Source organism: Flavobacterium sp. FG68 (genome assembly GCF_057808895.1).
In genome coordinates this window covers 23,495-49,826 of the sequence record NZ_JBMDIY010000043.1, presented here as the reverse complement: position 1 = coordinate 49,826, position 26,332 = coordinate 23,495, and the positions used below count along the sequence as shown (strand labels likewise).

At 33.5% G+C, this 26,332-nt stretch carries 19 protein-coding genes; 9 read left to right on the top strand and 10 right to left on the bottom strand.

All coding sequences use genetic code 11. The annotated features are described in order from the left end of the window. Positions 1 to 201 precede the first annotated feature (201 nt). From ACODSB_RS21480 to ACODSB_RS21465, 4 genes are all read left to right on the top strand, one after another. Positions 202 to 1,158 carry a GSCFA domain-containing protein gene (locus tag ACODSB_RS21480; protein ID WP_488938528.1) on the top strand — a complete coding sequence of 319 codons (957 nt, stop codon included), beginning with the start codon at positions 202 to 204 and terminating at the stop codon, positions 1,156 to 1,158. Between the two features lie 228 nt (positions 1,159 to 1,386). Further along, on the top strand, positions 1,387 to 6,498 hold the full coding sequence (locus ACODSB_RS21475; protein ID WP_488938527.1) for a translocation/assembly module TamB domain-containing protein: 5,112 nt from the start codon (positions 1,387 to 1,389) through the stop codon (positions 6,496 to 6,498). After that, positions 6,482 to 8,797, top strand: coding sequence for a translocation and assembly module lipoprotein TamL (tamL, locus tag ACODSB_RS21470; protein WP_488938526.1), 2,316 nt, complete (start codon positions 6,482 to 6,484; stop codon positions 8,795 to 8,797). Before ACODSB_RS21475 ends, tamL begins: the two co-directional genes overlap by 17 nt. Before the next feature lie 179 nt (positions 8,798 to 8,976). Next, the gene (locus ACODSB_RS21465; protein ID WP_488938525.1) at positions 8,977 to 9,606 is read left to right on the top strand and encodes a DUF4230 domain-containing protein; all 630 of its coding nucleotides are present in this window, start codon (positions 8,977 to 8,979) and stop codon (positions 9,604 to 9,606) included. A gap of 240 nt (positions 9,607 to 9,846) precedes the next feature. On the opposite strand, the gene ACODSB_RS21460 is transcribed toward ACODSB_RS21465, so the two are convergent. The 4 genes from ACODSB_RS21460 to ACODSB_RS21445 form a co-directional block, all read right to left on the bottom strand. Then, entirely contained in the window at positions 9,847 to 11,613 is a 1,767-nt protein-coding gene (locus tag ACODSB_RS21460; RefSeq protein ID WP_488938524.1) for an aromatic amino acid hydroxylase, read from the bottom strand. 137 nt (positions 11,614 to 11,750) lie between these two features. Then, the gene (locus ACODSB_RS21455; RefSeq protein ID WP_488938523.1) at positions 11,751 to 12,197 is read right to left on the bottom strand and encodes a hypothetical protein; all 447 of its coding nucleotides are present in this window, start codon (positions 12,195 to 12,197) and stop codon (positions 11,751 to 11,753) included. Positions 12,198 to 12,329: 132 nt separating this feature from the next. Continuing rightward, positions 12,330 to 13,412 (bottom strand): leucine-rich repeat domain-containing protein, encoded by a 1,083-nt coding sequence (locus tag ACODSB_RS21450; protein ID WP_165590665.1) that lies wholly within the window; start codon positions 13,410 to 13,412, stop codon positions 12,330 to 12,332. Between the two features lie 10 nt (positions 13,413 to 13,422). Continuing rightward, entirely contained in the window at positions 13,423 to 13,833 is a 411-nt protein-coding gene (locus tag ACODSB_RS21445) for a group III truncated hemoglobin (protein WP_488938522.1), read from the bottom strand. A gap of 370 nt (positions 13,834 to 14,203) precedes the next feature. Between ACODSB_RS21445 and ACODSB_RS21440 the strand changes: the two genes are divergently transcribed. Further along, positions 14,204 to 16,354 (top strand): RICIN domain-containing protein, encoded by a 2,151-nt coding sequence (locus tag ACODSB_RS21440; RefSeq protein ID WP_488938521.1) that lies wholly within the window; start codon positions 14,204 to 14,206, stop codon positions 16,352 to 16,354. Between the two features lie 78 nt (positions 16,355 to 16,432). Here the strand turns inward: ACODSB_RS21440 and ilvA are convergent, their stop codons facing one another. The 4 genes from ilvA to ACODSB_RS21420 all read right to left on the bottom strand — a co-directional run bounded on the left by ilvA (position 16,433) and on the right by ACODSB_RS21420 (position 21,158). Beyond that, entirely contained in the window at positions 16,433 to 17,677 is a 1,245-nt protein-coding gene (ilvA, locus tag ACODSB_RS21435) for a threonine ammonia-lyase IlvA (protein WP_291143036.1), read from the bottom strand. Positions 17,678 to 17,997: 320 nt separating this feature from the next. Next, on the bottom strand, positions 17,998 to 18,534 hold the full coding sequence (locus ACODSB_RS21430) for a DUF4136 domain-containing protein (RefSeq protein ID WP_053470523.1): 537 nt from the start codon (positions 18,532 to 18,534) through the stop codon (positions 17,998 to 18,000). A gap of 157 nt (positions 18,535 to 18,691) precedes the next feature. Further along, on the bottom strand, positions 18,692 to 20,668 hold the full coding sequence (gene hutU / locus ACODSB_RS21425; RefSeq protein ID WP_488938520.1) for a urocanate hydratase: 1,977 nt from the start codon (positions 20,666 to 20,668) through the stop codon (positions 18,692 to 18,694). Between the two features lie 298 nt (positions 20,669 to 20,966). Further along, positions 20,967 to 21,158, bottom strand: coding sequence for a C1orf53 family protein (locus ACODSB_RS21420; protein WP_053470521.1), 192 nt, complete (start codon positions 21,156 to 21,158; stop codon positions 20,967 to 20,969). Positions 21,159 to 21,275: 117 nt separating this feature from the next. On the opposite strand from ACODSB_RS21420, the gene ACODSB_RS21415 reads away from it, so the two are divergent. From ACODSB_RS21415 to hemL, 4 genes are all read left to right on the top strand, one after another. Then, the gene (locus ACODSB_RS21415; RefSeq protein WP_488938519.1) at positions 21,276 to 21,611 is read left to right on the top strand and encodes a hypothetical protein; all 336 of its coding nucleotides are present in this window, start codon (positions 21,276 to 21,278) and stop codon (positions 21,609 to 21,611) included. Beyond that, a complete protein-coding gene (locus ACODSB_RS21410) occupies positions 21,608 to 22,516 on the top strand; it encodes a 1-aminocyclopropane-1-carboxylate deaminase/D-cysteine desulfhydrase (RefSeq protein WP_488938518.1) in 909 nt (302 codons plus the stop codon). Before ACODSB_RS21415 ends, ACODSB_RS21410 begins: the two co-directional genes overlap by 4 nt. Further along, complete coding sequence (locus ACODSB_RS21405; RefSeq protein WP_488938517.1) at positions 22,509 to 23,402, top strand: glucosaminidase domain-containing protein; 894 nt, start codon at positions 22,509 to 22,511, stop codon at positions 23,400 to 23,402. Before ACODSB_RS21410 ends, ACODSB_RS21405 begins: the two co-directional genes overlap by 8 nt. A 111-nt stretch (positions 23,403 to 23,513) precedes the next feature. Beyond that, the gene (gene hemL / locus ACODSB_RS21400; RefSeq protein ID WP_232682897.1) at positions 23,514 to 24,800 is read left to right on the top strand and encodes a glutamate-1-semialdehyde 2,1-aminomutase; all 1,287 of its coding nucleotides are present in this window, start codon (positions 23,514 to 23,516) and stop codon (positions 24,798 to 24,800) included. Between the two features lie 184 nt (positions 24,801 to 24,984). On the opposite strand, the gene ACODSB_RS21395 is transcribed toward hemL, so the two are convergent. Further along, on the bottom strand, positions 24,985 to 25,725 hold the full coding sequence (locus ACODSB_RS21395; RefSeq protein ID WP_488938516.1) for a DUF4890 domain-containing protein: 741 nt from the start codon (positions 25,723 to 25,725) through the stop codon (positions 24,985 to 24,987). A 163-nt stretch (positions 25,726 to 25,888) separates the two neighbouring features. After that, positions 25,889 to 26,329 (bottom strand): DUF4890 domain-containing protein, encoded by a 441-nt coding sequence (locus ACODSB_RS21390; protein ID WP_488938515.1) that lies wholly within the window; start codon positions 26,327 to 26,329, stop codon positions 25,889 to 25,891. Positions 26,330 to 26,332 lie beyond the last annotated feature (3 nt).

Below are 26,332 nucleotides of genomic sequence, written 5' to 3'. Positions count from 1 at the left end.
ACTAATTATAAAAATGTAGCTTAACTTTTTCTCCAGTTTTTGTTTGCATATCCAATCCAATCTTAGGAACATATTATAAAGGAGGAAAACAAGTAACAACCATTACAAAATATTTATATTAATTACCCAGAACCAAATACTTCATGTATTTGGTTTTTTTATTGGTAAAAATTGGTGAAATTCGTGTTTAAATAATATGCCATGCAATTCAGAACCCAAATTCCAATTTCAAAAAGTAACAATCCAATCGATTATAATTCGAAGATACTTTCTGTAGGTTCTTGTTTTGCAGAAAATATGGCCGAGAAATTTGATTATTTCAAGTTTCAAAACGAAACAAATCCGTTTGGAATTATATTCAATCCCGTTTCAATTGAAAAATTATTTAGTCGGGTTTGTAAAGATGAATTGTTTACAGAAAAAGATGTTTTTTTTCACAATGAACGCTGGCATAGTTTCGAAGTTCATTCAGATTTAAGTAATGCAGACCGACAAGAATTGTTAGAAACACTCAACAAAGCCATTTCAGAAACTAACAAAAAAATCAAAGAAGCAACACACGTCATTATTACGTTTGGCACTTCATGGATTTACAGAAATATCGAAAGCACTGAAATCGCTGCCAATTGTCATAAAGTTCCTCAAAAACAATTTTTAAAAGAATTACTATCAGTTGATGTAATTCAAAAAAGTATTCAAAACACAATTGATTCAATTCAGACTTTAAATCCAGAAATCAATTTCATTTTCACGATTTCGCCAGTACGCCATATCAAAGATGGTTTTGTAGAAAATCAATTAAGTAAATCACATTTATTTTCAGCGCTGCATTCTGCGTTAAATAGGGAACACTTTAAACTGAATACTGAATACTTTCCATCGTACGAAATCCTGATGGATGAACTTCGCGATTATCGTTTTTATAACGAAGATATGCTTCACCCCAACCAAATCGCGATCGATTATATCTGGAAACTTTTCAGCGAAAATTATATTTCGCAAGAAAGCATCTCAATAATGCAGGAAGTAGATGAAATTCAAAAAAGCCTGCGTCACAGAAGCTTCAACCCCGAATCAGAGCAACACCAAAAATTCTTAGCTAAACTTCAGCAGAAAATGAATCTTTTAGAAGAAAAGATTTCCCATATTAAATTTTAATTTTCAGCAAGCACCAAACATTTATGAAATATTTAGGCATAAAAAAACTTTGTGTCTTAGCGCCTTCGTGGCTAAAACTCAAAAGTAAGAAATTAACTATTTTACAGTGAAATTTTAGAATAATTCCCAATAATTATGTAAATTGTTAAAGGCTTAAATTTTCCATTTTTGTAAGATGTGTAACCATGCTTTTTTCAGAAGCAATTAAATCCTGTATTTTATTGACCTATGAATAAGAAACCAATTTATTACGTAAAAAAAACACTTCGTATACTATTATGGTGCGTGGTTTCTGTAGTTGCACTTTTATTACTTCTTATTATATTAATTCAGGTTCCTTCTGTTCAAAATTTCACCAAAGACAAAGCGATTTCCTATCTCCATAAAAAGATAAAAACCAAAGTTTCATTAGATCATATTTCTATCAAATTCCCCAAAGATGTAGTTCTGGAAGGTTTTTATTTTGAAGATCAAAAAAAAGATACTTTGCTGGCAGGTAAACGTTTAGAAGTCGATGTTGACCTTTTTAAATTGGTTAGCAGTGAACTCGAAATCAATTCTGTTTCTCTTGAAAATGTAAAAGCCAATATTTCCCGAAATAAAGACGGGGTTTTCAATTTCGATTATATCATAAAAGCATTCGAATCAAAAGAACCCAAAGTTGAAGATCCAAATGCTAAACCATTTAAAATTTCAGTTGTAAAAGTAAATCTGGATAACATCAAATTTAATTTTAAAGATGATTATGCTAAAAACGATATTGCCGTAAAACTGACGCATTTCGATACTAAATTCAATAAATTCGATTTGGATAAAATGGATTTTGATATTCCGAATATCGATTTAAACGGATTAAAATTAGTTTTAAATCAAGATGTTGTGGAACAAATTGCAGTTGTTTCGGTAAAAACCGTAGATACAATTTCAAAACGCAAAGACTTCAAATTAAAACTGGGAAAAATCAGTTTGTCAAAAATTGATGTTGCTTATGATAATAAAGATTCAAAATTAGATTCGGGAATAAAACTCGGAAATCTGAATTTATCTGTAAATGAAATCGACTTAAACAAACAACTTTTAGATTTCGATACTTTCGAATTAAAAAATCTTAGCGGAAATCTGCGTTTAGGAGTAAAAGATAAACAAATACAAACGCCAAATTTAGACACAACAGCGATAAAACAAGCAGGCTGGAAAGCCAAACTAAATAAAGTCAACATACAAAACATTGCTTTTAAATTTGATAATATGCAATCGAAACCAACTTTAAAAGGAATCGATTACAGCCATTTAAATCTAAGTAAATTCAATCTTGAAGCCGAGAAATTATATTATGGTAACGATATTATTTCGGGCAATATAAAATCACTGGCAGCAACAGAAAAAAGCGGATTGAACATTCAGTCTTTAAAAACAGATTTTTTCTACGGTCCAAAAAATGCCTATTTAAATAATCTGTATTTAAAAACACCGCAAACCCTTGTAAAAGATAAAATTAAGGTAGAATATAAATCACTCGAAGCACTTCAAAAAGATATTGCAAATCTTGCTGTCGATGCTAATTTAAAAGATTCGAAAATAGGGTTTAAAGACATTTTGTTATTTGCTCCCGATTTACAGAAAACAAATCCTTTTAAGAGTAATCCAAATGCTGTTTTATACATAAACAGTCGTGTGAGCGGAAAAGTAAAAGATTTGAATATTCCGAAATTCGAAATGAGCGGAATTGGAACTACAAAAGTTTCCCTTTCGGGAAAAATAACCGGACTGCCTGATGCGCAAAAAGCATATTATGATTTAGATATCAAAAAAATGGCTACGACTTTTAAAGACATAAATACGTTTGTACCAGCCGGAACAATTCCGAAAAACATTCAGCTTCCGTCGCAAATAAATCTGCAGGGAAAATTTAAAGGATCTGTTCAGAATTTCAAAACCAATTTGGCCTTAAATAGCAGTTTCGGAAATGCAAAAGTTGATGCTTTATTCGATCAGCGCGTTAAGAAAAAAGAGAAATACGATGCAACGGTTTATTTACTTGATTTTGATTTAGGCCGATTAATCAAAAATGATTCAATTGGAAAAATTACGCTTAAAGCGAAAGTAAAAGGAAATGGTTTAGACCCGAAAACAGCAAAAGCAGAATTGGACGGAATTGTGCAGAAAGCGGTTTTCAACAGATATACGTATAGAGATTTAGCTTTAAAAGGAAATATTGCAAACGGTTCATTCGCAGTAAAATCTGGAATGAAAGATCCGAATTTAAATTTTGATTTGGTTGCGAGCGGAAATACACAAGAAAAATATCCGTCAATAAAATTAAAACTAAACCTGGATATTGCCGATCTGGAAAAACTAAATCTTCATGCCGGACCAATGAAACTTCGCGGTAATGTTGATGCGGATATTGCCAACAGTAATCCGGATTTTTTGAACGGAAAAGTATTTCTTTCGAACATTCAGATTTTGCAGGATAAAGAACCAATCGTATTAGATTCGGTTCGTGTCATTGCTTTTTCAGATAATACCCGAAACAATATTAAAATATCTTCTCAGTTTTTAAAAGCTGAGGTTGATGGAAAATACAAATTGACCACTTTGACAGCAGCGATAAAAAAATCATTGTCAAAATATATCGATTTAAAAACTCCAAAAGCAAACGGAGAATCTGACGAGCAGCGTTTGGCTTTTACAGTAACGGTTGATAACGATCCAATTCTTTTTAAACTGATTCCAAAACTGACAGGTTTAGAGCCAATTAAAATTACTGGAAAATACAATAACCTAACTGATTCATTAGAAATAAGAGGAACAATTCCAAGAATCGTATATGCGGAAAACACAATTGCCGACGGAAAAATTAATATTGAAGCCAAAGAAAATGCTTTAGAATATTCTGTTTCTATTGCCACTATTGAAAGCGGTTCATTAAAAATTCCGTTTACTAGTTTATCCGGAAAAGTAGAAAATAATATTTTGACTTATGCGCTTGAAGTTCAGGATGCAAAAGAGAAACAGCAATATTTTATAGCAGGAGAATTTAAAGCAGAAGATTCTAAAAACATATTTAAAATCGATGCCGAAAACTTCATTTTAAATTACGATAAATGGAATATAGATCCTGAAAATGCAATTGAATTTGGAGACAAACGTCTTTACGTCAATAAATTTTTCCTGAATAATAACGGAAATGAATTAAAAATTCAATCGCAGGGAACACAGGACAATGCGCCGCTGCAAGTCGATTTTGTAAACTTCAAAATCGAAACCATTATGAATATGGTTAAAAAAGATAAACTGTTAATGCAGGGTTTAATTAACGGAAATGCTGTTGTTGAAAATGTAATGACAAACCCAACTTTTACTTCTGATTTAAAAATTGATGATTTTGCTTTTAGAGGGGATGCAGTTGGTGACATTGAAATAAAAGTGGATAATAAAACCAATAATTTATTAAATGCAAATGTGGCATTAGCTGGAGAAGGAAATGAAGTAAACCTGACTGGAAATTACAAAATGGATGACGGAAATCTTGATTTAAATTTAGATATCAATAAATTGTATATCAAAAGTATTCAGGGTTTTACAATGGGTAACGTAACAGACGGAACGGGATATTTATCCGGAAATTTTAAAGTTGCAGGTAACGCATCAAGTCCAAAAATTGCGGGCGAATTAAACTTTAACGATGCCGGTTTTAGAATCACACAGCTGAATTCTTTCTTTAAAACCGATAATGAAAAAATCACTTTTAATAATGATGTAATTACGTTTGATAAATTCACGCTTAATGACGAAAACGACAACGAATTATCTGTAGACGGAACGGTTCAGTCCCCTGATTTCAAGAGTTATAATTTTGATTTAGTTGTTACAGCAGATGATTTTAGAGCCATACATTCTAAAGAAGTCGATAACGATTTGTTTTATGGCGATATGTTTTTGGATACAAAACTAAATATTAAAGGAAATCTGGACAGTCCGGTTGTCGACGGAACAATTAAAATCAATAAAGAAACCAAGTTTACGGTTGTCATGCCGCAGTCAGATCCATCTATTGCAGATCGTGAAGGAATTGTAGAGTTTGTTGATGAAGATAATATGTACCTGAAACAAACTGTTGAGCTGCAAAATGAACTGAATCAATCTGATGTGAAAGGAATGGACGTGAATGTAGCCATTTCGATTGATAAAGAAGCAGAATTGACTTTGCTTATTGACAAAGGAAACGGTGATTATTTGAAACTGAAAGGTGAAGCTGAATTAGTTGGCGGAATCGACAAATCTGGAAAAACAACTTTGACCGGAAAATACGAGTTTACAGATGGTGCGTATGAAATGAATTTTAACGGAATCCGAAGAAAATTTGATATTCAAAAAGGAAGTTTTATTACCTGGAACGGTGAACCTACAATGGCAAATTTAAATATTACGGCAATTTATAAAGTAAATGCTGCGCCAATCGATTTGCTCGGAAATCAGCTTGGGAATGATGATTCAGCCGTAAGGAATACATACAAACAAAAACTTCCGTTTCAGACTTTACTGAAAATGAAGGGAGAATTAATGAAGCCGGAAATTTCTTTTGGAATTGTACTTCCGGAAGGGAATTACGATGTTTCTTCAGATGTGGTTGAGCTTACACAAACCAAGCTGAAACAATTAGAACAAGATCCGGCAGAACTAAATAAACAGGTTTTTGCACTTTTATTATTAAATCGATTTGTGGGCGAAAATCCGTTTGCTAGTGAAAGCGGCGGTACAAATGCAGAATCGTTAGCAAGACAAAGTGTGAGCAAGATTCTTTCGCAGCAATTAAACAATCTGGCAGGCGAATTAATTAACGGATTTGAAGTCAATTTTGATTTAGAATCAACCGAAGATTATACTTCCGGAACCATGCAAAACAGAACCGATTTGAATGTTGCCGTTTCAAAAAAACTGCTTGATGATAGATTAAAAGTAACCGTTGGAAGTAGTTTTGGCGTTGAAGGTGCAGAACGCGCGAACGAAGAAAGTACGAATATTGCCGGAGACGTAGCACTCGATTATCAGCTTACAAAAGACGGACGTTATATGGTTCGTGCTTACAGAAAAAATCAATATCAGGTAGCAGTTGAAGGTCAGGTTGTAGAAACGGGTGTTGCTTTCATCATTACGATGAGTTACAATAAATTCAGAGAGCTTTTTCATCGTTCAGAACAAGAAAAGCAAATGATACGTGAAGAAAAAGTCCGTAAAGAGAAAGAAAAACAAAAAAAGAAAGAAGCAAAAGAAAAGGAAAAATTAGAAGAAGATCAGCAGGAAAATCAAATTGAAGGAAATGAACAAAAAACATAATCATATAGAAAATCAATATATAAAGTATTTTGTACTGTTCTGCCTGTTTTTTGTTTTAGGCTGCAGTAATACTAAATATCTGCCAGAAGGCGATTTGCTTTACGTTGGCGGTTCTGTAAAAGTCAAAGATTCTTTAATAAAGAAAAAAGAAAGAAAAGCACTCGAAAAAGAATTAGAAGATTTATTGCGTCCAAAACCAAACAAACAAATTTTAGGATTACGTCCTAAATTATGGATATACAATCTTGCCGGAGAGCCTAAAAAACAAAAAGGAACCAGATATTGGCTTCGAAATAAAGTAGGTGAGCCGCCTGTACTTTTCAGTAAAGTCGATTTAGATTATAATGCTTCTGTTTTAAGAAATTTTACCGAAAACCGAGGTTATTTTAAAACCCGTGTCAGCGCCGATTCTACAGTTCGAAACAAACGAGTTACGGCAGAATATACCGTTATTCCTAAAAAACAATATATCATTAAAAGCGTGACTTTTCCTGATGACTCTTTGGCAATGTCCAGAATTATAGGAAGATCAAGCCGAAGAAGTTTATTGAAAGTTGGAAAGCCGTATGATTTGGACGTTATAAAAGCCGAAAGAGAACGAATTGACGTCAGACTTAAAGAGAAAGGCTATTTTTATTTTAACCCAGATTACCTTTTGGCTCAGGTAGACAGCAGCAAAGGCGATCACGAAGTAAAAGTTAGAATTGTAATAAAGCCAGATACGCCGCCAAAAGCCCTTACAGCGTATAAAATCAATAATATTTATGTGTATCCCAATTATTCTCTTTCGAATGACAGTGTGGTTTATAGAAAAAGAGATATTACAAAATACAAAGATTTTACAATCATCGATACAACTGAAACCTTTAAGCCAAGGATTTACGATCGAACGATATATTTTAAAAAAGGAGATTTATACAATAGAAAAGATCATAATTTAACCTTAAACCGTTTTGTAAATCTGGGAACATTCAGCTTTGTAAAAAATGAATTTAAACCATCAGACAGTATTCCAAAGACTTTAGATTCGTATTATTACTTAACGCTTCTGCCTAAAAAGTTTATTAGGGTTGAGGTTTTAGGAAAAACTAATTCAGCCAGTTATACAGGGACAGAAGTTAATCTAAACTGGAATAACCGAAACTTTTTTAAAGGGGCGGAACTATTTACAGTTTCTGTTTTTGGCGGTGCCGATTTCCAGCTTGGTGGAGTTAACAAAGGGAAAAATATTTATAAACTTGGAGGAGAAGTTAGTTTGACCTGGCCGAGATTTATATCGCCTTTTAATATTCAGGGAAACAGTGAATATGTGCCAAGAACCAAAGCGACACTACGATATGAATATCAAAAAAGAACACAATTGTATGCGTTGAATTCCTTTAATGCCTCTTTTGGATATTTATGGAAAGAAAATATTCGAAAAGAACATCAATTAAATGTGATGGATATAACTTATGTGAGTCCAAACCATGTTACGGCTGAATATTTAGAAGATATAAAGCAAGATCCTGCATTAGAAAAGGTAATCGAAAAACAATTGATTTTTGGCCCGACTTACAGTTATACGTATACAAACACAATGCAGAAACGCCGAAAAAATACGATCTATTTTAATGGAGAATTAGATTTGGCGGGAAATATAACGGGATTAGTTACAGGAGCAGATTATCCAAATAAAGTAAAAACCATATTTGATGTTCCGTTTAGCCAATATGTGAAAATCAAATCAGATTTTAGGCATTATTTGAAATTAGGAAAAGAAAGTGAATTAGCCAGCCGATTAATCGTTGGTGCTGGATTTGCTTATGGAAATTCAAATACATTACCTACATCAAAACAATTTGTAGTAGGAGGAACCAATAGTATTCGAGCCTTTAGAGCCAGAACTTTAGGGCCGGGAAGTTATGTGATTCCGCCAACGACAAATAACAATTATACGCCAGATCAATCGGCCGATTTAAAACTGGAATTCAATACGGAATATCGTGCAAAATTATTTAGTGTTGTAAGAGGCGCTTTATTTATAGATGCAGGAAATATTTGGCTTTTAAATGCAGATCCTAATAAACCCGGAGCCGAAATCTCAAAAGATTTTATGAAAGAGCTTGCCATTGGAGCAGGAGCAGGATTGCGTTTTGATTTATCGTTCCTTGTTTTAAGAACTGATTTGGCTTTCCCTCTTAGAAATCCAGCGCTCCCAGACGGACAAAGATGGGTAATTGATGATATTAATTTTGGAAGCGGACCATGGCGAAAAGATAATCTAATCTTGAATATTGCTATTGGATATCCATTCTAGATTTTTCTTTTTCGCCACGAATTTCACGAATTTTCACGAATTTTCTTGAAGATGCTTAATTTATGAATTGACCAATAAATACAGCGCATAGAATTAGTTAAAATTAGTGGAATTCGTGGCGAAAAAACTTTAGTCACCTTCAAAAAAAAGAAGTAAATTCGTCTAAATATTTTACAAGAATGCAAAACTTGATCAAAAGAATTATTAGTATCGGTATTACTATCTTAGTCATTGTTCTGGCTTTTAAATACTGCCAGTTTAAAAAAGACGACGATTCTACAATCGATTATAATACCAATTTAATTCAGCAGCAAATTTTAAATGTTGGAAAATTGGTTGTTACCGAAGGACATTTCTCTGAAGTGATCACTTATAAAAATCAGCAGAAGTATTTGATGGATATGATTTCATTTGAAAAAAAGGCACTTATTGTGGTCAATGCCAATGTTACCGTTGCCTACGATTTGCATAAAATGAAATACGATATCGACAAAAAAAACAAAACCATCACAATTCTAAATATCCCAAAAGAAGAAATCACAATTAATCCAGACATTCAGTTTTATGATGTCGAACAAAGCAAACTAAATCCGTTTACGGGCGACGATTACAATAAAATCAATAAATCGGTAAAAGCCAACCTGGCTAAAAAAATCGAAAAATCAACCCTAAAAACAAACGCCCAAAATAGATTAATAAGCGAACTGTCAAAAATCTTAATAATGACAAATTCAATGGGTTGGAAATTACAATACAACGGAAAAACTATTGAGTCTGAGACTGAGTTGAATCAGGATTTGAAGCTGTAGAGGTTTGCCACAAAGGCACTAAGACGCGAAGTTTAAAGTAATAATTAATCTTAATGTTTGTCATTTCGAGGAACGAGAAATCTTCGCGAGAAACTCGACAAAGATTGGATTCTCGTTGCGGAGTTACTTGCGAAGATTTCTCGTTCCTCGAAATGACAAGATTGTGGAAAACTTTATGAAAAATAAATCAGCGCATATAAGTTTAAATCAGTAAAATCTGCGGGCAAAAAACTTCGCGTCTTAGTGCCTTTGTGGCAACGAATTATCAAATATCAAATCCAATCCCCCAGAAATCAAATGCGCAATTTCAGGACGTTTTTCTTTCAATTGATCTAAATAAACCAATACTTCCTGTAAAAGCTGTTTCTCATCTGAATCCTTCAAAAGCTCCGCAATTTCAACAGATAATAACCAGTCGTTTGAATGACTATTTTTTAGGTTTTCAAAAATAGATTTCAACTCCGTTTTAGAAGTTTTATTTTTTCTAATATCCCTAACTGACGCATATAAATTCTCCAATTCATCACGTTTATCAGTATGTTTTGCTTTTATGGTTTTAGTTGTCGGAACAATATTTATTAAATCAAAACTGTTTACATCAGCTGGGCCAGAAAAAGCAGAAATCACTTTTTTACCAATTGCCATATCGTAATTTCCCCAGTCAGGCTGAAACAAAACAGTTTCGCCATGAGTAACAGTACAATTTTTAAAACTGATCAGGATAATTTCTCCGTGTAAGTTTCGGGAACCCGTAATAATTTCACCTTCAACAATAATATTACCTTCAAACTCCAGTTTTACAGTTTCGTTTTCAACAATGCTATAAGCCTGCAAATCCTTCGGACTCATGTCTTCAATTGCCAGATTAAAACCTTTCAGTTTCCCAATCGGGCTTCCAAATCCGTGTGGATGCGTTAAAGTTCCGTGACCGACTAATTCTTTTTCTCGATATGATAAAGCTGTTTTTCCGGTTGTTTGAATGTAAACCGGTTTTCCTTCTTCTTCAATAACATTTGTAAAAACTCCCGAAATTTGTAAACCCGTACTTAATTCAATTGTACCTAAAGCATTGGATTGAATTAATTTTTTAATTCCCGAAAGTCCTCCGGTGCGAAGTGCCATTTTATTAGCAAACTCTTCCAGAACTAAACTTAAATAAGAAAAAGTAGGCGTTACATAAAGCTGTGGCTGCAATTGCGTAATGTCAAAATTCTGATTTGCAGCCGAAATATCATAAGGGATTTTCTTTACATTATCGGTCATACACCAGGCACTTTCTCCAATCGAAGAAAGTAATCCTGCGCCGTAAATTTTCGGATCTTCAACCGTTCCAATCAAGCCATATTCAACCGTCCACCAATGGAGGTTTCTAATTTGAGCCATTTCAGACAATTCGCCCATATCGTTTTGTAAATCAGCAACTGCTTTTTCGGCTTCGTCGATTTTATCCTGCGGCGTATCTTCGGCTTCTTTTAAAATTGAAAGCAAACGAATCGCTTCATACATTTGATAATCTTTGTGAGATGAAATTGCTTTACAGCCAATTTCACCAAAACGTCTCAAATATTCCGCATATTCAGGATTGGCAATAATAGGAGCGTGGCCTGCACCTTCGTGAATAATATCTGGTGCTGGTGTATATTCAATATGTTCTAATTGTCTGATATCCGAAGCAATAACCAAAACATTATAAGCCTGAAACTCCATAAAAGCGTTTGGCGGAATAAATCCGTCAACAGCAACTGCAGCCCAGCCAATTTCAGTTAGAATACGGTTCATTCCGTACATACTCGGAATAGAATCAATTTCGATTCCGGTTTTACGTAAACCTTCTAAATACGAATGATGCGCTACTTTAGAAAGGTAATCTACATTTTTACGCATAACATATCGCCAAACCGCCTGATTAATAGGTGTATAATTACTATAATCCTGAGGCTTAATAAATTGCTTTAAATGTTTTGGCAATCGTTCTAATAACGGATTGGTTTCTATAGATGCATTCATTTCGAAAACGTTGTAGATTAGAATGTAAAATTACGAATTTAGGTCGCTATTTTTTGCTATTCATCACAAAATTTTTATTCTAAAGTGATTTTTATTGCGTTTTTATAGATTTTTTGAACTTGGCAGAAAACTAAATTTTAGCAGTCATTATTTTCATAATTAACTTTATCCAATGTTTTCTCGAAGTTTTCAAGCTCTTTCTTTGTCATTGCGGCTTCTTTCAAGTCGACTGGTAATTGCTTTTTAGTATCTGAACTAATCCATAAACCAGTAAAAGTATTTCCGGTTTTCTTTAAAATTAAAACACCACTAAATCCGTGTTCAACTAAAACAAATTCATTTTCTTTCTTTTTATTCTGCGTAATATCAAGCTGAATCCATTTTTTCGATTTATCATATCGATACATAGAAGTATACATCAAATCGGCAGTACATGGATTTTCTTCTGTTTTGATATAAACGGTTACAGCTATTTTTCCGTCGACAGTTCCTTTATATAAATTAAAAGCTGGAGCTTGTGATTGTGCGTTTAAGTGATTAAAAAAAGAGAAACAGATTATAAAGAACAGGATAAGTTTTTTCATAAAATAAAGAATATAGATTTGGGTTTAATTCAATTAATCAAATATATTGAATTAGAAATCTTTTTCTTATTTGCGAATTAGTTTTTATGATTTTTTTGAACACATTTTATTTTTTTGTTTCAACAGATATATTTAAGCAATAACATTTGTTGATACTAGATGCTTTTTTATTTCATTTATTTCTGTTTGAGAAATCTTATTAGTCGAAACTCTTAATGTTTTAAGTTGTTTCATGGTTAAAATGCTTTTAGGCAAGTTTTCTAAAAGATTATTATCTAAATCAAGTTTTTTCAGTTTTCTTAATTCAGATATAGTTTCTGGTATTTTATTTATGCTTTGACAACTCCATAATTCTAAAATTTCTAGATTTTCAAGTTGACTTATTTCGTTAAATAGATTTTTGGTGTCAATTTTATTTTTCCAGTTTGAGTTTAGTTTGAGAATTCTTAATTCTTTTAAATTTCCAATTCCTTCTTTAACTTCAATTAACTGATTTATTCCTAAATCAATTTCCCTAAGTTTATTTAATCTATAAATGGAGTCAGGATATGAAGTAAGTTTATTGTCACCAGCAGAAAATTTTTGTAATTGTTTTAGTGATGATATATTGTTAGGTATTTCTGTAATGCCATTTTTATTAAGATTCAGTTCTTTCAAATTATTGCATTTTGATATATTTAGAAAAATTTCATCAAGTTTTAATTTAATAGGTTTCTCATCCAAAAACAATGCTTGCCAAAAAGAGATTTTTTTTAAATTTTTTAATTGTTCTATTTTTTTCGAAACAGTCGAAATTTTGGTGTCAAAGAATTCTAATTCTTCAAGATTGTTCAAATCATAAATTAAATCAGGAACTTGATTTATTTCTCCATTTAATATAATCGATTTTAAAGATAATAGATCTTTTAATTCTTCTGTAAGAATGTGTTTTTTTGAAATATAAATGGATAATTTTTTAAGACTTTGATTGGAAAAAAAAGATTTAGGTTGGCTCTTTAATTTTGTACATCCTAAATAATTTAATTCTTTAAGTTTTGGAAGTTTAAAGACAAAATCTGGGATTTCATTAATTTCGGTATAAGAAATATTAAGTATTTCAAGTTGAAGACAATCTTTAATGATTTCTGGAATTTCTGTTAGTGTATGTTGTCCAGATAAATCTATTTTTTTTATTGTATCTTTTTCATTGAGAATTTTTTCTAATATTTTCTTCATAAGTTGGGCTTTAAGATTTACCAGATGAATTTCGTAACTCATTTTCGGCATTTCTAAAATACTCAATTTTGTGATTGAACATAAAAGCCATATTTGTAGCACGCATTTTTGCTTCTTCCGTAATTATTCCTGCAAATTGCGCATCGATTGTAGTATTGAAAATTTGTATCCAGCGGTCAAAATGAGTTTTATCAACCGGTAATTGTTTGTGCGGAGGAAAAGGTGTTCCGGAATAAGCGCGAACATCAAATAAAATAGTCTGCCAAAAACCATACATTTTTTGCAAATGCGGTTCCCAGCGATCCTGAAGTTTATCATTGAAAATAGGACCAATAAGATCATCTTTTCTACCATTATCATAAAAGCTGTTCACCATTTGTTTAATATCTTCTATGGTCGAAATATCTTTAAGCGTTTCCATGTTTTCTAATAAAATTGAAATGCAAAAATACGATATAACTTTAGGTTCGTTCCATGATATTTGTCATTTATGAAATAATTATAAGTTGCATTTTTAGATTCAAAACGATAATTTAATTACTGATTTTAAAACTTTTCTAAATGCTGAAATTTAAATGTAAGTTTTTTATGGTTTTTAATATTTTAAATTATTTATAAAAAATAAAGATGTGTTTTTGTTAAGGTAATATTTATAAATGATGTGTATTTGTAAAGTTGTAATTATAACGATTTCGTGAAAATTGATATATTTTTGAATCGTTTTAATAAAAATAATCATAATAAAATGAGAAAAATTTAACTATCAACAAACCACAAAAACCACAAAAAAGATGCACAAAATTACTCAAAAACCTACAAACCGAGTAAGAGCTTTTATGACACAAGTCATTATTGTAATGCTTTTATTTATTACCAAAACAAATGCACAGACGGTTACACCTTTTATAACATCAGGTGATCAGACGAGATTATTACAACAGCAGGCAACTGTAAGTTTCGGAACAAACTCAGGAACAAATCCTTCTACAGTTACTGTAAATGCAGGAACAACGTATCAAACAATGGACGGCTTTGGTTACACTCTTACCGAAGGAAGCGCCGAAGTGATCAGCGGAATGGCAGCAACGCAGCAAAATCAATTACTGAATGATTTGTATAATCCTAATACAGGATTAAACGCAAGTGTAATTCGTATTAGTATTGCAGCTTCAGATTTAAGTAACTCTTCCTATAGTTATAACGAAACTTCCGGAGATACTAATATGAATAACTTTAGCTTAAACGGACCAGATTTGACATATCTGATTCCGATTATCAAAAAGATTCAGCTGATTAATCCAAACATCAAAATTTTGGCAACACCTTGGTCAGCGCCACGCTGGATGAAAACCAACGGTTCTTGGGTTGGCGGAAGTCTGCAGACACAATATTATGCTGCTTATGCAAGATATTTTGTAAAATACATTGCTGCAATGCAGGCGCAGGGAATTCCGATTTGGGGAATCACTCCGCAAAACGAACCTGAAAATCCAAACAACGAACCAAGTATGCTGATGAATTCTACCGAACAAAAGAATTTCATCAATCAACAACTTGGGCCACAAATGGCTGCAGCTGGATACGGAGGTGTCAAAATTATTGCTTTTGATCACAATTGCGATAATACAGCTTATCCAATTGATGTTTTAAACAACAGCAGTTATGTCGACGGAGCGGCGTTTCACTTGTATTTAGGAAATATCTCAGCGATGTCTACAGTACGAAATTCAACTAACAAAAACGTCTATTTTACAGAACAATATACAGGTTCTGGTGGAAGCTTTGGAGGAGATTTTGGCTGGCACATGCAAAACGTTGTTATAGGGAGTACAAACAACTGGTCTAAAACAGTTTTAGAATGGAATGCTGCAAACAACTCAAGTTTAGGGCCACGTACACCTGGAGGATGTAATACTTGTTTAGGAGCGATTACAGTAAATAATAGTACAAGTTATACTAAAAATGTGGCCTATTATATCATTGGTCAAATCTCTAAATATGTTAAACCGGGTGCAGTAAGAATTGGTTCTTCAAGTACAAACGGCAGTATTTTGTCAGTTGGATTCAAAAATCCTGATGGCTCAACAGCACTTGTAATTTACAATTCCGGAGGATCAAATACCATAAAAGTGGTTTCAGGATCATCAGCATTTAATTATACAGTTCCGGGATCATCAGCAGTTACTTTTACGTGGGGAGCAGGAACACCGCCACCAACAGGTTTTCCGGGGTATTATAATATTATTTCAAGAAACAGTAATAAAGGACTGGATGTAGCAGATAATTCAACTGCAAGCGGCGGAAGAATACAGCAATATGATGTAACACGCGGCGGCGGAAATAACCAGCGCTGGAAATTTGTTTCTGACGGAGCAGGAAATTATTACATCATTGTAAAATCAACTGGAATGTATTTGGCAGTTGAAAATAATGGAACAGCAAATGGACTAAAAGTACAGCAAAAAACGTTCTCTAGCTCTAATGAATTTAAATGGACGGTTGCAAGTCTTGGCGGTGGATATTATAAAGTTACCAATGTAAATACAGGTAAATCACTTGATGTCGAAAATGTTTCTACAGCAAATGGAGCTAATATTCAGGTTTGGGATTATACTGGCGGATTGAATCAGCAATGGCAGTTTGTTCAGGTGGAAGCGACAGCAAAAAAAGCTTTGACAATAACTGAAGAAGCTGAAAGCACAAATGATATGGCAATTTTCATTAATTCGGCAAACGATTATTTAAAAATTGATACCAATCATGAAGGAAGCGCAGATGTAGCAATATTTAATATTGCTGGACAAAGCATCTTGAAGAAGAATGTAAACTTTGTAAAAGGAAATCAAACAGAAATCGAAATTTCAAGACTTCCAAAAGGAGTTTATGTAGTAAGAGTAACGGATAATCAGGGATCTTATTCTAAAAAAGTATTAAAGCAATAATTACAAATCGAGAATTCAATTAGTAATTTTATATTGATGTTTAAAAGGCTGTCTAATTTTTAGGCAGCCTTTTATTTTTTATCCAATTAGTTGTGTAAACAAATCCTGATTATCGTTTAAATATTGAAATTCAAATCCGTATTGCGTCATTTTCATTTTGATAGGCAGAATATCTTTTTTCTTTTTCAATTCTAAACCAACAATAACAGAACCAACTTCACGGCTGTTTTTCTTGGCAAACTGAAAATAAGTAATATCATCGTCAGGTCCTAAAATATTGTTTACAAATTCTTTTAAAGCTCCGGGACGCTGCGGAAACTGAATCATAAAATAATGCATTAAACCTTCATAAAGTAAAGAACGTTCTTTTATTTCGGCGGTTCTTTCAATGTCATTATTACTTCCGCTGACAACGCATACTACATTTTTACCTTTAATTTTATCTTTATAAAAATCCAAAGCTGCAATGGTCAAAGCACCCGCAGGTTCAACAACCATAGCTTCTTCATTGTACAATCGTAAAATGGTCGTGCAGACTTTACCTTCGGGAACCAAAATAATATCTTCCAGATTATATCGGCAGATTTCAAAAGTTTTATCGCCAACTTGTTTTACAGCCGCGCCATCAACAAATTTGTCGATCGTTTTCAGCGCTGTATTTTTATTTTCTTCAATAGAAGTTTTCATCGAAGGAGCGCCTTTTGGCTCAACGCCGATAATTTTAGTATTCGGGCTTAAATGCCTGAAAACTTCAGATAAACCAGAAGCCAGTCCGCCGCCGCCAATCGGAACAAAAACATAATCGATTGGTTTTGTATAACTTTCCAGAATTTCAAGCCCAACAGTTCCTTGTCCGGCAATAACTTTTTCATCATCAAAAGGATGAATAAAGGTTTTATGATTTTTAATTGCATCTGCCGTTGCCGAAGCGTAAGCATCATCAAAAGTATCTCCGGTTAAAACAATTTCAACAAACGATTTTCCAAACAATTGTACTTGTTTTACCTTTTGTTTTGGAGTTGTTTTCGGCATGTAAATTTTGCCTTTTATATGCAGTAAATTACAGGAATAAGCAACACCCTGCGCATGATTTCCTGCGCTTGCACAAACAATTCCGTTTGCTTTTTCCTTATCATTTAACGTAGAAATCTTGTTGTAAGCGCCTCTGATTTTATACGAACGAACAATTTGTAAATCTTCTCTTTTTAATAAAATTGTAGATTTAAACTCGTCTGAAAGATTTAAATTTTGGGTAAGGGGCGTCGCGGCAACTACATTTTCGAGTTGCTTTTTTGCATTAAGTACTTCGTTAAATAAACTCATAATGTTTGTTTTTTTTTGCCACGAATTACACGAATTTGCACTAATTTTTATTATCCCAAAGAAAAATAATTCGTGTCAATTCGTGTAATTCGTGGCGGCTTTTAATTATTCTTAAAAATAAAAAACCTCCCGATGTGGGAGGTTTTTATAAATTATATTTTACTTATTTATATAACACCTCGCCATCATTGCTGAATTGCAATAATGCTGATAATCGCGATAATAATGTTATTAAAGTTTTTCATTTTTAACTGATAGAGTAACAAATGTACTTATTTTTTTCAAAGTAATAAACAGCGGTTTTGTAAAAAAACTGAATACTACTTTTTAACCGGTGGATATTGCGCTAAAATTTTGTTTACGAACTCAGCAATTTTTTCGTCTTTTTTATCAACGTTTTTAGTCAAAGTTCCTAAACCTTCACCTTGCCAAATCATTTCTTTCTTTTTAGCATCGATTAAATCAATGTACAAAGTCCCTTCTGTAGAAGTCGAAACAGTAGTTTGTCCACCGTACATCATATAAGGATTCCAACCCCAGCCCCAGCCGTAACCCCAGCCAGCACTAAATTGGTTTACGTTTACCTGTTCTCTCGATTTAGTAAAAATGTTTACTAATAAATCAGGATTATCACTTTTTGTGAAACCTTTTGCCGCCATTTCATTATCAATGGCGTGAAGAATACGTCTTTTATCCAAATCTGAAATCTCAACTTTGTCAATTCCGGGCTTAAAGAAAGCATAAGTTTTATAAGGCGCAAAATCGACATTTTTGTCGTAATCAGAATAAACAGTAACACTGCTGCAGGATGAAAGTATCAAAAGCAGAAAAATCGGAACTAACTTGAATGTTTTCATATTATTAGAATTAAATGTTCTTGTTCTGGTTGTTTTATCATAAAAGCAACTTTTACGTTTGTCAGGCTGAGCGAAGTCGAAGCCCTTTTTGTTTCTATAAGCCTTCGACTTCGCTCAGGATGACATTATGGTTACTTTAAAATTTCTTTTACAAAAGTTAAAGTAAACTTTCGTCAACAATATTAGGTAAAGTTACTTTTAATAAAGGCTCGACTTGCATAGCTCTTTTTATAGCAAAAATAGCTTCATCATTTCGGGCCCAGCTTCTTCTTGAAATTCCGTTGTTCACATCCCAAAAAAGCATTGATGCTAAACGCTTTGAAGCCTCTTTAGAACCATCAAGAACCATACCAAATCCGCCGTTTATAACCTCTCCCCAGCCAACTCCTCCGCCGTTATGAATTGATACCCAGGTCGCTCCTCTAAAACTGTCTCCAATTACGTTTTGAATTGCCATATCGGCCGTAAAACGAGACCCGTCGTAAATGTTTGAAGTTTCTCTATAAGGCGAATCAGTTCCAGAAACGTCATGATGATCGCGTCCTAAAACAACAGCGCCAATTTCACCTTTTGCAATCGCTTGGTTAAAAGCTTCAGCAATTTTAATCCTGCCTTCAGCATCAGCATAAAGAATCCTTGCCTGAGAACCTACAACCAGTTTATTTTCCTGCGCACCTTTAATCCACTTAATGTTATCCTGCATTTGCTGCTGAATTTCACTTGGAGAAGTCTTCGCCAATTCTTCTAAAACCTGACTTGCAATAGTATCTGTTTTTTGTAAATCTTCTGGTTTTCCCGAAGTACAAACCCATCTAAAAGGCCCAAATCCGTAATCAAAACACATTGGCCCCATAATATCCTGAACATAACTAGGATATTTAAAATCGATATTATTTTCGGCCATTACATCTGCACCGGCACGAGAAGCTTCCAATAAAAATGCATTTCCGTAATCAAAAAAGTACGTTCCTTTTGCGGTATGTTTATTAATTGCTGCTGCGTGACGACGTAATGTTTCCTGAACTTTTTCTTTAAATAAATCCGGATTATTAGCCATCAAATCATTTGCTTCTTCAAAAGAAATTCCAACAGGATAATAACCTCCAGCCCACGGATTATGAAGCGAAGTCTGATCTGAACCTAAATCAATTTTGATATTTTCCTGATCAAAACGTTCCCAAACGTCCACCACATTTCCTAAATATGCAATCGAAACCGTTTCTTTATTGGCTTTCGCCAAAGCTACTCTGGCAACTAATTCATCTGTAGAAGTCACAACTTCATTTATCCATCCTTGTTCGTGACGAATTTTAGTGATTTTCGGGTTTATTTCGGCACAAACTGTAATACATCCCGCAATATTCCCGGCTTTTGGCTGAGCACCAGACATTCCTCCAAGACCAGAAGTTACGAATAAACTTCCTTCTGGATTTTGTTTTATTTTTCTAAAACCATTTAAAACAGTAATCGTAGTTCCGTGTACAATTCCCTGCGGGCCAATGTACATATAACTTCCCGCTGTCATTTGTCCGTATTGCGAAACTCCTAGCGCATTCATTTTTTCCCAATCGTCCGGTTTAGAATAATTTGGGATCACCATTCCGTTTGTAACCACAACTCTCGGTGCTTCTTTATGCGAAGGAAATAATCCCATCGGATGTCCTGAATACATAGTTAAAGTCTGCTCATCTGTCATTTCAGACAAATACTGCATCGTCAATAAATATTGCGCCCAGTTTTGAAAAACAGCTCCGTTTCCGCCATACGTAATTAATTCATGCGGATGCTGCGCCACAGCATAATCCAGATTGTTCTGAATCATGTGCATAATCGCTTTTGCCTGCAATGATTTCCCCGGATATTCATCAATAGGGCGCGCGTACATTCTGTAATCCGGACGAAGACGGTACATATAAATACGTCCGTATTTTTCTAATTCTTCTGAAAATTCGGGAATTAATTCAGCGTGATGTTTTGGATCGAAATAACGCAATGCATTTTTAAGAGCCAGTTTTTTCTCCTCTGCCGAAAGGATTTCTTTTCTTTTCGGAGCGTGATTAATAGCCGGATCGTACTCCTTTTTTTGAGGTAATATATTTGGAATTCCCTGTTTTATTTCTTCTTGAAAAGTCATTTTTTTTGAGATGCTGAGTTGCTAAGGTATTTTAGTTAGATTAACAACAGATTAATTTTTTTGTTTTTTAAATTATGTAATTCCTTTGAAGTTCAAATTCGACCAACAGTTAATTGATACAATTGGAATTTGGAATTTATCCCGAGGTTTCGGGATTGGGATTTATATTAAAAAACTAAGGATAACGGATATCCGACCTGTGATAAGACTTGTGGATTTTAATCCTGAATTTTCTTGAATGGATATCCATATGATATTTTAGATTGTTGATTTTAGATTTTAGATTGGAATTTGGAATTTAAAATTTGGGATTTGATTTTCTGATTTCTCCCGTTCTTTTATCAAAACCGTACGGACAATGACGGCAGCCGCTTTTACAGCAGTAGCCTCTTTTTAAATGATGTTTTTCAGTAAAGCATTTGTAACCTTCGGGAGTATAGTAAAAATCTTCGCCTTCGATTAATTTATTTTCATTACTTTGCTCTTTCATAAATCTGCTTCGCGTTCGTGTTTCGGTAACTTTAAAAATCAAAAATATAAATATTTGATTATGATTTTATTGAAATCGAACAATTTTATAGCTACAAATTTATAAATTTTACAGCCAATGTTTCTGATTGTTGCCAAATATTTAATTCCGAAAGGATATCGCGGAATGGCTGTATTTCCGTTTGTGATTGTAAAATATGGTTTTGATAAAGCAAATGCAGTTTTTGTTAATCATGAAAAAATACATTTAAGACAGCAGTTAGAACTTTTAGTAATTCCGTTTTTTGTCTGGTATTTTCTTGAATATTTAATTCGTTTACTTCAATATAAAAATGCGGAACTGGCCTATCGAAATATCAGTTTTGAAAGAGAAGCTTACGCCAAAGAAACCGACTTTACATATTTAAAAAACCGATCATTTTTTCAGTTTCTACATTACATTAAATTAAAATGAACCCAGTTTTCAATCAACATATTTCTATTGATTTTCCCAATGATATTTCTTTGACAATAAAGCGTGAAGATTTAATTCATCGATTTGTTTCGGGAAATAAATTCAGAAAATTAAAATACAATTTACTTCAGGCAAAAGCCGAAAATAAAGAAACGTTATTGACTTTTGGAGGCGCATTTTCCAATCATATTGCGGCAGTAGCTTTTGCCGGAAAAGAGCAGGGTTTTAAAACGATCGGCATTATTCGCGGCGATGAACTTTTTGATAAAATCGTTGAAAATCCAACTTTGAAATTCGCTCAGGAAAACGGAATGCAATTTGAATTTGTTTCTCGCGAAGAATATCGTTTAAAAAATGAAACGTCCTATATAGAAAAGCTAAAAGATAAGTTTGGCAATTTTTATTTAGTTCCCGAAGGCGGAACAAACGAACTGGCTGTAAAAGGCTGCGAAGAGATTTTAACTAATGAAGATTCGGTTTTTAATTACGTTTGCTGCGCTGTTGGAACGGGTGGGACAATTTCCGGATTAATAAATAGTGCTAAGGAAAATCAGAAAATTTTGGGCTTTCCGGCGTTAAAAGGTGACTTTTTAAACGATGAAATTTGTATTTTTGCAAAAAAAGATAACTGGAATTTAATTTCTGACTATCATTTTGGAGGCTATGGCAAGATAAATTTAGAATTAATTGAATTTATCAATGGTTTTTTTGAAGAAACAAAAGTGCCTTTAGATCCAATTTATACAGGAAAGATGGTTTTTGGCGTTATAGATTTAATTAACAAAAATTATTTTCCTGCACATTCAAAAATACTACTCATTCACACCGGCGGATTACAGGGAATTGAAGGAATGAATATAAAGTTGAAGCAGAAAAAATTACCAATACTTAAAAAAAATGATTAAAAAAATTGTACTGCTCTTTACAATACTAGTTTTGGCAAGCTGTTCGTCAAGCAAACCAGCTGTCGCTACAACGAAAAAAACGACGGTTCAAAAGCCAAGAGTAGCGACGACGAAAAAACCAGTCTACAGCAAACCAGCAGTTAAAAATTACCCTTCTACAAATAATACAACTGAGGTTATTCAATCTACTTCAAAAACAGTTGTAACCAGCGATTTAATCAATAATTACATTTTGCAGTTCAAAGATATTGCAATGGGAAATATGAAAACCTACGGAATTCCGGCAAGTATTATTTTGGCGCAGGGAATTTTAGAATCGGGTGCTGGTAAAGGAGATTTAGCGCTTGAAGCGAATAATCATTTCGGAATTAAATGTCACAAAGACTGGCTTGGAGAAAGTGTTCGTCACGACGATGACTCGGCACAGGAATGTTTTAGAAAATATCCTGAAGCCGCAGAATCATACAGAGATCATGCTTTATTTTTAGTTGGAAAAAACAGATATGCAACTTTATTCACTTACGAAAAAGACGATTATAAATCGTGGGCAAAAGGTTTGCGAGCAGCAGGTTATGCAACAGATCCTAATTATCCCGATAAATTAATCAGTTATATCGAGCGTTATAATCTGCATCAATATGATTGTCAGGTTACCGGAAAAAATTATACGCCAATTAGTAAAACAACTGCAAGCCCAACTAAAAGTACAACTCCGGCTAAAAGTTCAAATTCAAATTCAAACGATCCTAATTTGTATGAAGTACAACAAGGAGATACGCTATATTCAATTTCAAAAAAATTCAATTTATTGGTTGATGACTTAAAGCAAAAAAATAATTTAACTGATAATGCCATTTCAATTGGGCAAAGGTTGAAGGTTAAATAAGTTTTCAGTCGCAGTCTCAGTTTTCAGTCTGGTTTTGAAATAATCTAATAATCCAAAAATAAGTTTTCAGTTTACAATCTAAAATCTGAATTCAAAAATCTAAAATAAAAAATGTTATATAAAAGAAGTAGTCAGCTTTTTGCTGAAGCAGAAAAAGTAATTCCAGGAGGAGTAAATTCACCAGTTAGAGCATTTAAGGCAGTTGGCGGAACTCCAATTTTTGTAAAAAGCGCCAAAGGTGCTTATTTATATGATGAAGACGGAAACAAATTAATAGATTATATCAACTCTTGGGGACCAATGGTTTTGGGTCACGCTTATCAGCCTGTTGTTGATGCCGTAATCGAAAAAGCAAAACTGGGAACTTCATTTGGAATGCCGACAGAACTAGAAACAGAAATCGCAGCTTTGGCCGTTTCTATGGTTCCGAATATTGATAAAATCCGATTTGTAAATTCTGGTACAGAAGCTTGTATGAGCGCAATTCGTCTGGCTCGTGGATTTACAAAAAGAGATAAAATCATAAAATTTGCAGGCTGCTATCACGGACATTCTGATTCATTTTTGATTCAGGCAGGAAGTGGTGCTGTAACTTTCGGATCGCCAAATAGTCCGGGCGTTACAGAAGGAACTGCAAAAGATACTTTGTTAGCTAAATACAATGATTTAGAGAATGTGAAAACTTTAATCGAAGCTAATAAAGGTGAAATCGCTGCGATAATTATCGAAGCAGTTGCAGGAAATATGGGATGTATTCCGCCAGCAAAAGGTTTCTTAGAAGGTTTAAGAGAATTGTGTACTGCAAACGGAATTTTATTGATTTTTGATGAGGTTATGACAGGTTTCCGTTTAGCTCGCGGAGGAGTTCAGGAATTGTATAACATCAATGCTGATATTGTAACTTTCGGAAAAGTAATTGGCGGCGGACTTCCGGTTGGAGCTTTTGCTGCCCGTGAAGAAATCATGAATTATTTAGCACCGCTTGGCCCGGTTTATCAGGCAGGAACTTTATCTGGGAATCCGTTAGCAATGGCGGCTGGATATGCAATGTTAAAAGCGTTAGATAATGACCGTGAAATTTTTACGCGCTTAGAAGAAAAAACGGCTTATCTAGAAGCAGGAATTGACAGGGTTTTAAAAGCAAATAATGTTGTTTTTACCATCAATAGAGTAGGTTCTATGATTTCTGTTCACTTTGATGCAAATCCGGTTACAGATTTCCAAACTGCTGCAAAAGGAGATAACGAAACGTTTAAAAAATTCTTCCACGGATTATTGCAGGAAGGAATTTACATCGCGCCATCTGCATACGAAACATGGTTTATTACTGATGCTTTAACGTACGAAGATTTAGACTTTACTATTAATGCGATCGATAAGGTTTCGAAAACATTTTAAATAATAAAAAAGAGGTTTTTAAAGCCCACGGGATAACACGAATTTCACGAATTTTCACAAATTTTCATTTAGCCTAGTTTGTGGAATTTATTGCAACAACAAGTTAATCGGTGTCAATTTGTGAAATCCGTGTTTATAAAAACAAAAAAGAGGCTTTAAAAAGCCTCTTTTTTTTTGATCTCAATTACATTTTATCTTTTCGGTGATCTTTCATTTTGTCTTTATGTTCTTTTTTAATGGCAGTCCATTTTTTATATTGATCTGCATTTAAAATAGATTTCATTTTTGCATCGGCAGCTTTGTGATCTTCTTCCATTTGTTTTTTCATGGCTTTTCTTTCAGCGTCAGTTGGTTTTGCATCAGAATCTTTTCTGCTTTTTTTAAGCATTTCCATTTTGGTACTTCTTTCAGATAAAAGTTCACTTACTTGTTTTTGCTGATCAGCGTTTAAGTTTAAGTCAGTCGTTAATTTTTGCAAATGTGACTGATTTCGTTCTTGCGGCGTTTTATGATCTTTATGATCTCCTTTTCCTCGGTGGCCTTCATGCTCTTTTTTTAGAGCCGTCCATTTCGTGTATTGGTCCGCATTTAAAATTGCTTTCATTTTAGCATCGTTTGCTTCTCTTTCTGCAGTAATTTGTTTTTTAAAAGCTTCTCTTTCTGCATCAGTAGGTTTTGTTTTACTGTCTTTTCTGGCATCTCTAAATTTTTCTGCTTTAGCACTTCTTTCAGCCAAAAGTTGTTTTACCTGCTCCTGCTGCTTTTTATCTAAATTCAAATCAGAAGTTAATTTTTGTAAATGCTTTTCATTACGCTGTTCCGGAGTTAAATGTTCTCTTTGATCGCGTGCCGGTTTCTGATTGATGTCTTGCGCAAAACTTACTATTCCAACGAATAATAAAGCTGTGATAAATAATTTTTTCATTTTCGTTTTTTTTAAAGGTTTATAGCAATTAGACATCAACAGATTTATTAAGTTTAATGAGATTGTCAGATTTATCTTTTAATTAACAGAAACTATTAAGGAAAACATAAATCATTTTTGAAAATAAAAAAGAGGCGCAGCCGCCTCTTTTTGTAAACTATATTTAGTTGTTTTCTTTTTTGTAATCTTTCATTTTGTCTTTGGCTTTCTCTTTATTTTTTTCTCTTAAAGATTGCCATTTCGTATATTGATCTGCAGTTAAGATTGCTTTCATTTTTGCTTCATTAGATTCTTTTTCTGCTTTCAATTCATTTTTAAAAGCTTCTTTTTCAGCATCAGTTGGTTTTACATCGCTGTCTTTTCTTGCTTCTCTTGATTCTCTGAATTTTTCTGCTTTAGCGCTTCTTTCAGCCAGTAGTTGTTTTACCTGCGTTTGTTGATTTGCATCTAAACCCAATTCTGTAGTTAACTTTTGTAATTGTTTCTCGTTACGTTGTTCGGGAGTTAATTTTTCTCTTTGTTCACGTGCCGGCTTTTGGTCGCCATCTTGTGCAAAACTTGCTATTCCGATCAATAGCATAGCTGCGATAAATAATTTTTTCATGAT

Excerpts from the sequence above, each read along its gene's own strand:
- ACODSB_RS21475 (WP_488938527.1), top strand. The coding sequence starts at position 1,387 with ATGAATAAGAAACCAATTTATTACGTAAAAAAAACACTTCGTATACTA.
- ACODSB_RS21465 (WP_488938525.1), top strand. The coding sequence starts at position 8,977 with ATGCAAAACTTGATCAAAAGAATTATTAGTATCGGTATTACTATCTTA.
- tamL (WP_488938526.1), top strand. The coding sequence starts at position 6,482 with ATGAACAAAAAACATAATCATATAGAAAATCAATATATAAAGTATTTT.
- ACODSB_RS21440 (WP_488938521.1), top strand. The coding sequence starts at position 14,204 with ATGCACAAAATTACTCAAAAACCTACAAACCGAGTAAGAGCTTTTATG.
- ACODSB_RS21450 (WP_165590665.1), bottom strand. The coding sequence starts at position 13,412 with ATGAAGAAAATATTAGAAAAAATTCTCAATGAAAAAGATACAATAAAA.
- hutU (WP_488938520.1), bottom strand. The coding sequence starts at position 20,668 with ATGACTTTTCAAGAAGAAATAAAACAGGGAATTCCAAATATATTACCT.
- hemL (WP_232682897.1), top strand. The coding sequence starts at position 23,514 with ATGTTATATAAAAGAAGTAGTCAGCTTTTTGCTGAAGCAGAAAAAGTA.
- ACODSB_RS21415 (WP_488938519.1), top strand. The coding sequence starts at position 21,276 with ATGTTTCTGATTGTTGCCAAATATTTAATTCCGAAAGGATATCGCGGA.
- ACODSB_RS21460 (WP_488938524.1), bottom strand. The coding sequence starts at position 11,613 with ATGAATGCATCTATAGAAACCAATCCGTTATTAGAACGATTGCCAAAA.
- ACODSB_RS21410 (WP_488938518.1), top strand. The coding sequence starts at position 21,608 with ATGAACCCAGTTTTCAATCAACATATTTCTATTGATTTTCCCAATGAT.
- ACODSB_RS21430 (WP_053470523.1), bottom strand. The coding sequence starts at position 18,534 with ATGAAAACATTCAAGTTAGTTCCGATTTTTCTGCTTTTGATACTTTCA.
- ACODSB_RS21445 (WP_488938522.1), bottom strand. The coding sequence starts at position 13,833 with ATGGAAACGCTTAAAGATATTTCGACCATAGAAGATATTAAACAAATG.
- ACODSB_RS21390 (WP_488938515.1), bottom strand. The coding sequence starts at position 26,329 with ATGAAAAAATTATTTATCGCAGCTATGCTATTGATCGGAATAGCAAGT.
- ACODSB_RS21405 (WP_488938517.1), top strand. The coding sequence starts at position 22,509 with ATGATTAAAAAAATTGTACTGCTCTTTACAATACTAGTTTTGGCAAGC.
- ACODSB_RS21455 (WP_488938523.1), bottom strand. The coding sequence starts at position 12,197 with ATGAAAAAACTTATCCTGTTCTTTATAATCTGTTTCTCTTTTTTTAAT.
- ACODSB_RS21420 (WP_053470521.1), bottom strand. The coding sequence starts at position 21,158 with ATGAAAGAGCAAAGTAATGAAAATAAATTAATCGAAGGCGAAGATTTT.
- ACODSB_RS21480 (WP_488938528.1), top strand. The coding sequence starts at position 202 with ATGCAATTCAGAACCCAAATTCCAATTTCAAAAAGTAACAATCCAATC.
- ilvA (WP_291143036.1), bottom strand. The coding sequence starts at position 17,677 with ATGAGTTTATTTAACGAAGTACTTAATGCAAAAAAGCAACTCGAAAAT.
- ACODSB_RS21395 (WP_488938516.1), bottom strand. The coding sequence starts at position 25,725 with ATGAAAAAATTATTTATCACAGCTTTATTATTCGTTGGAATAGTAAGT.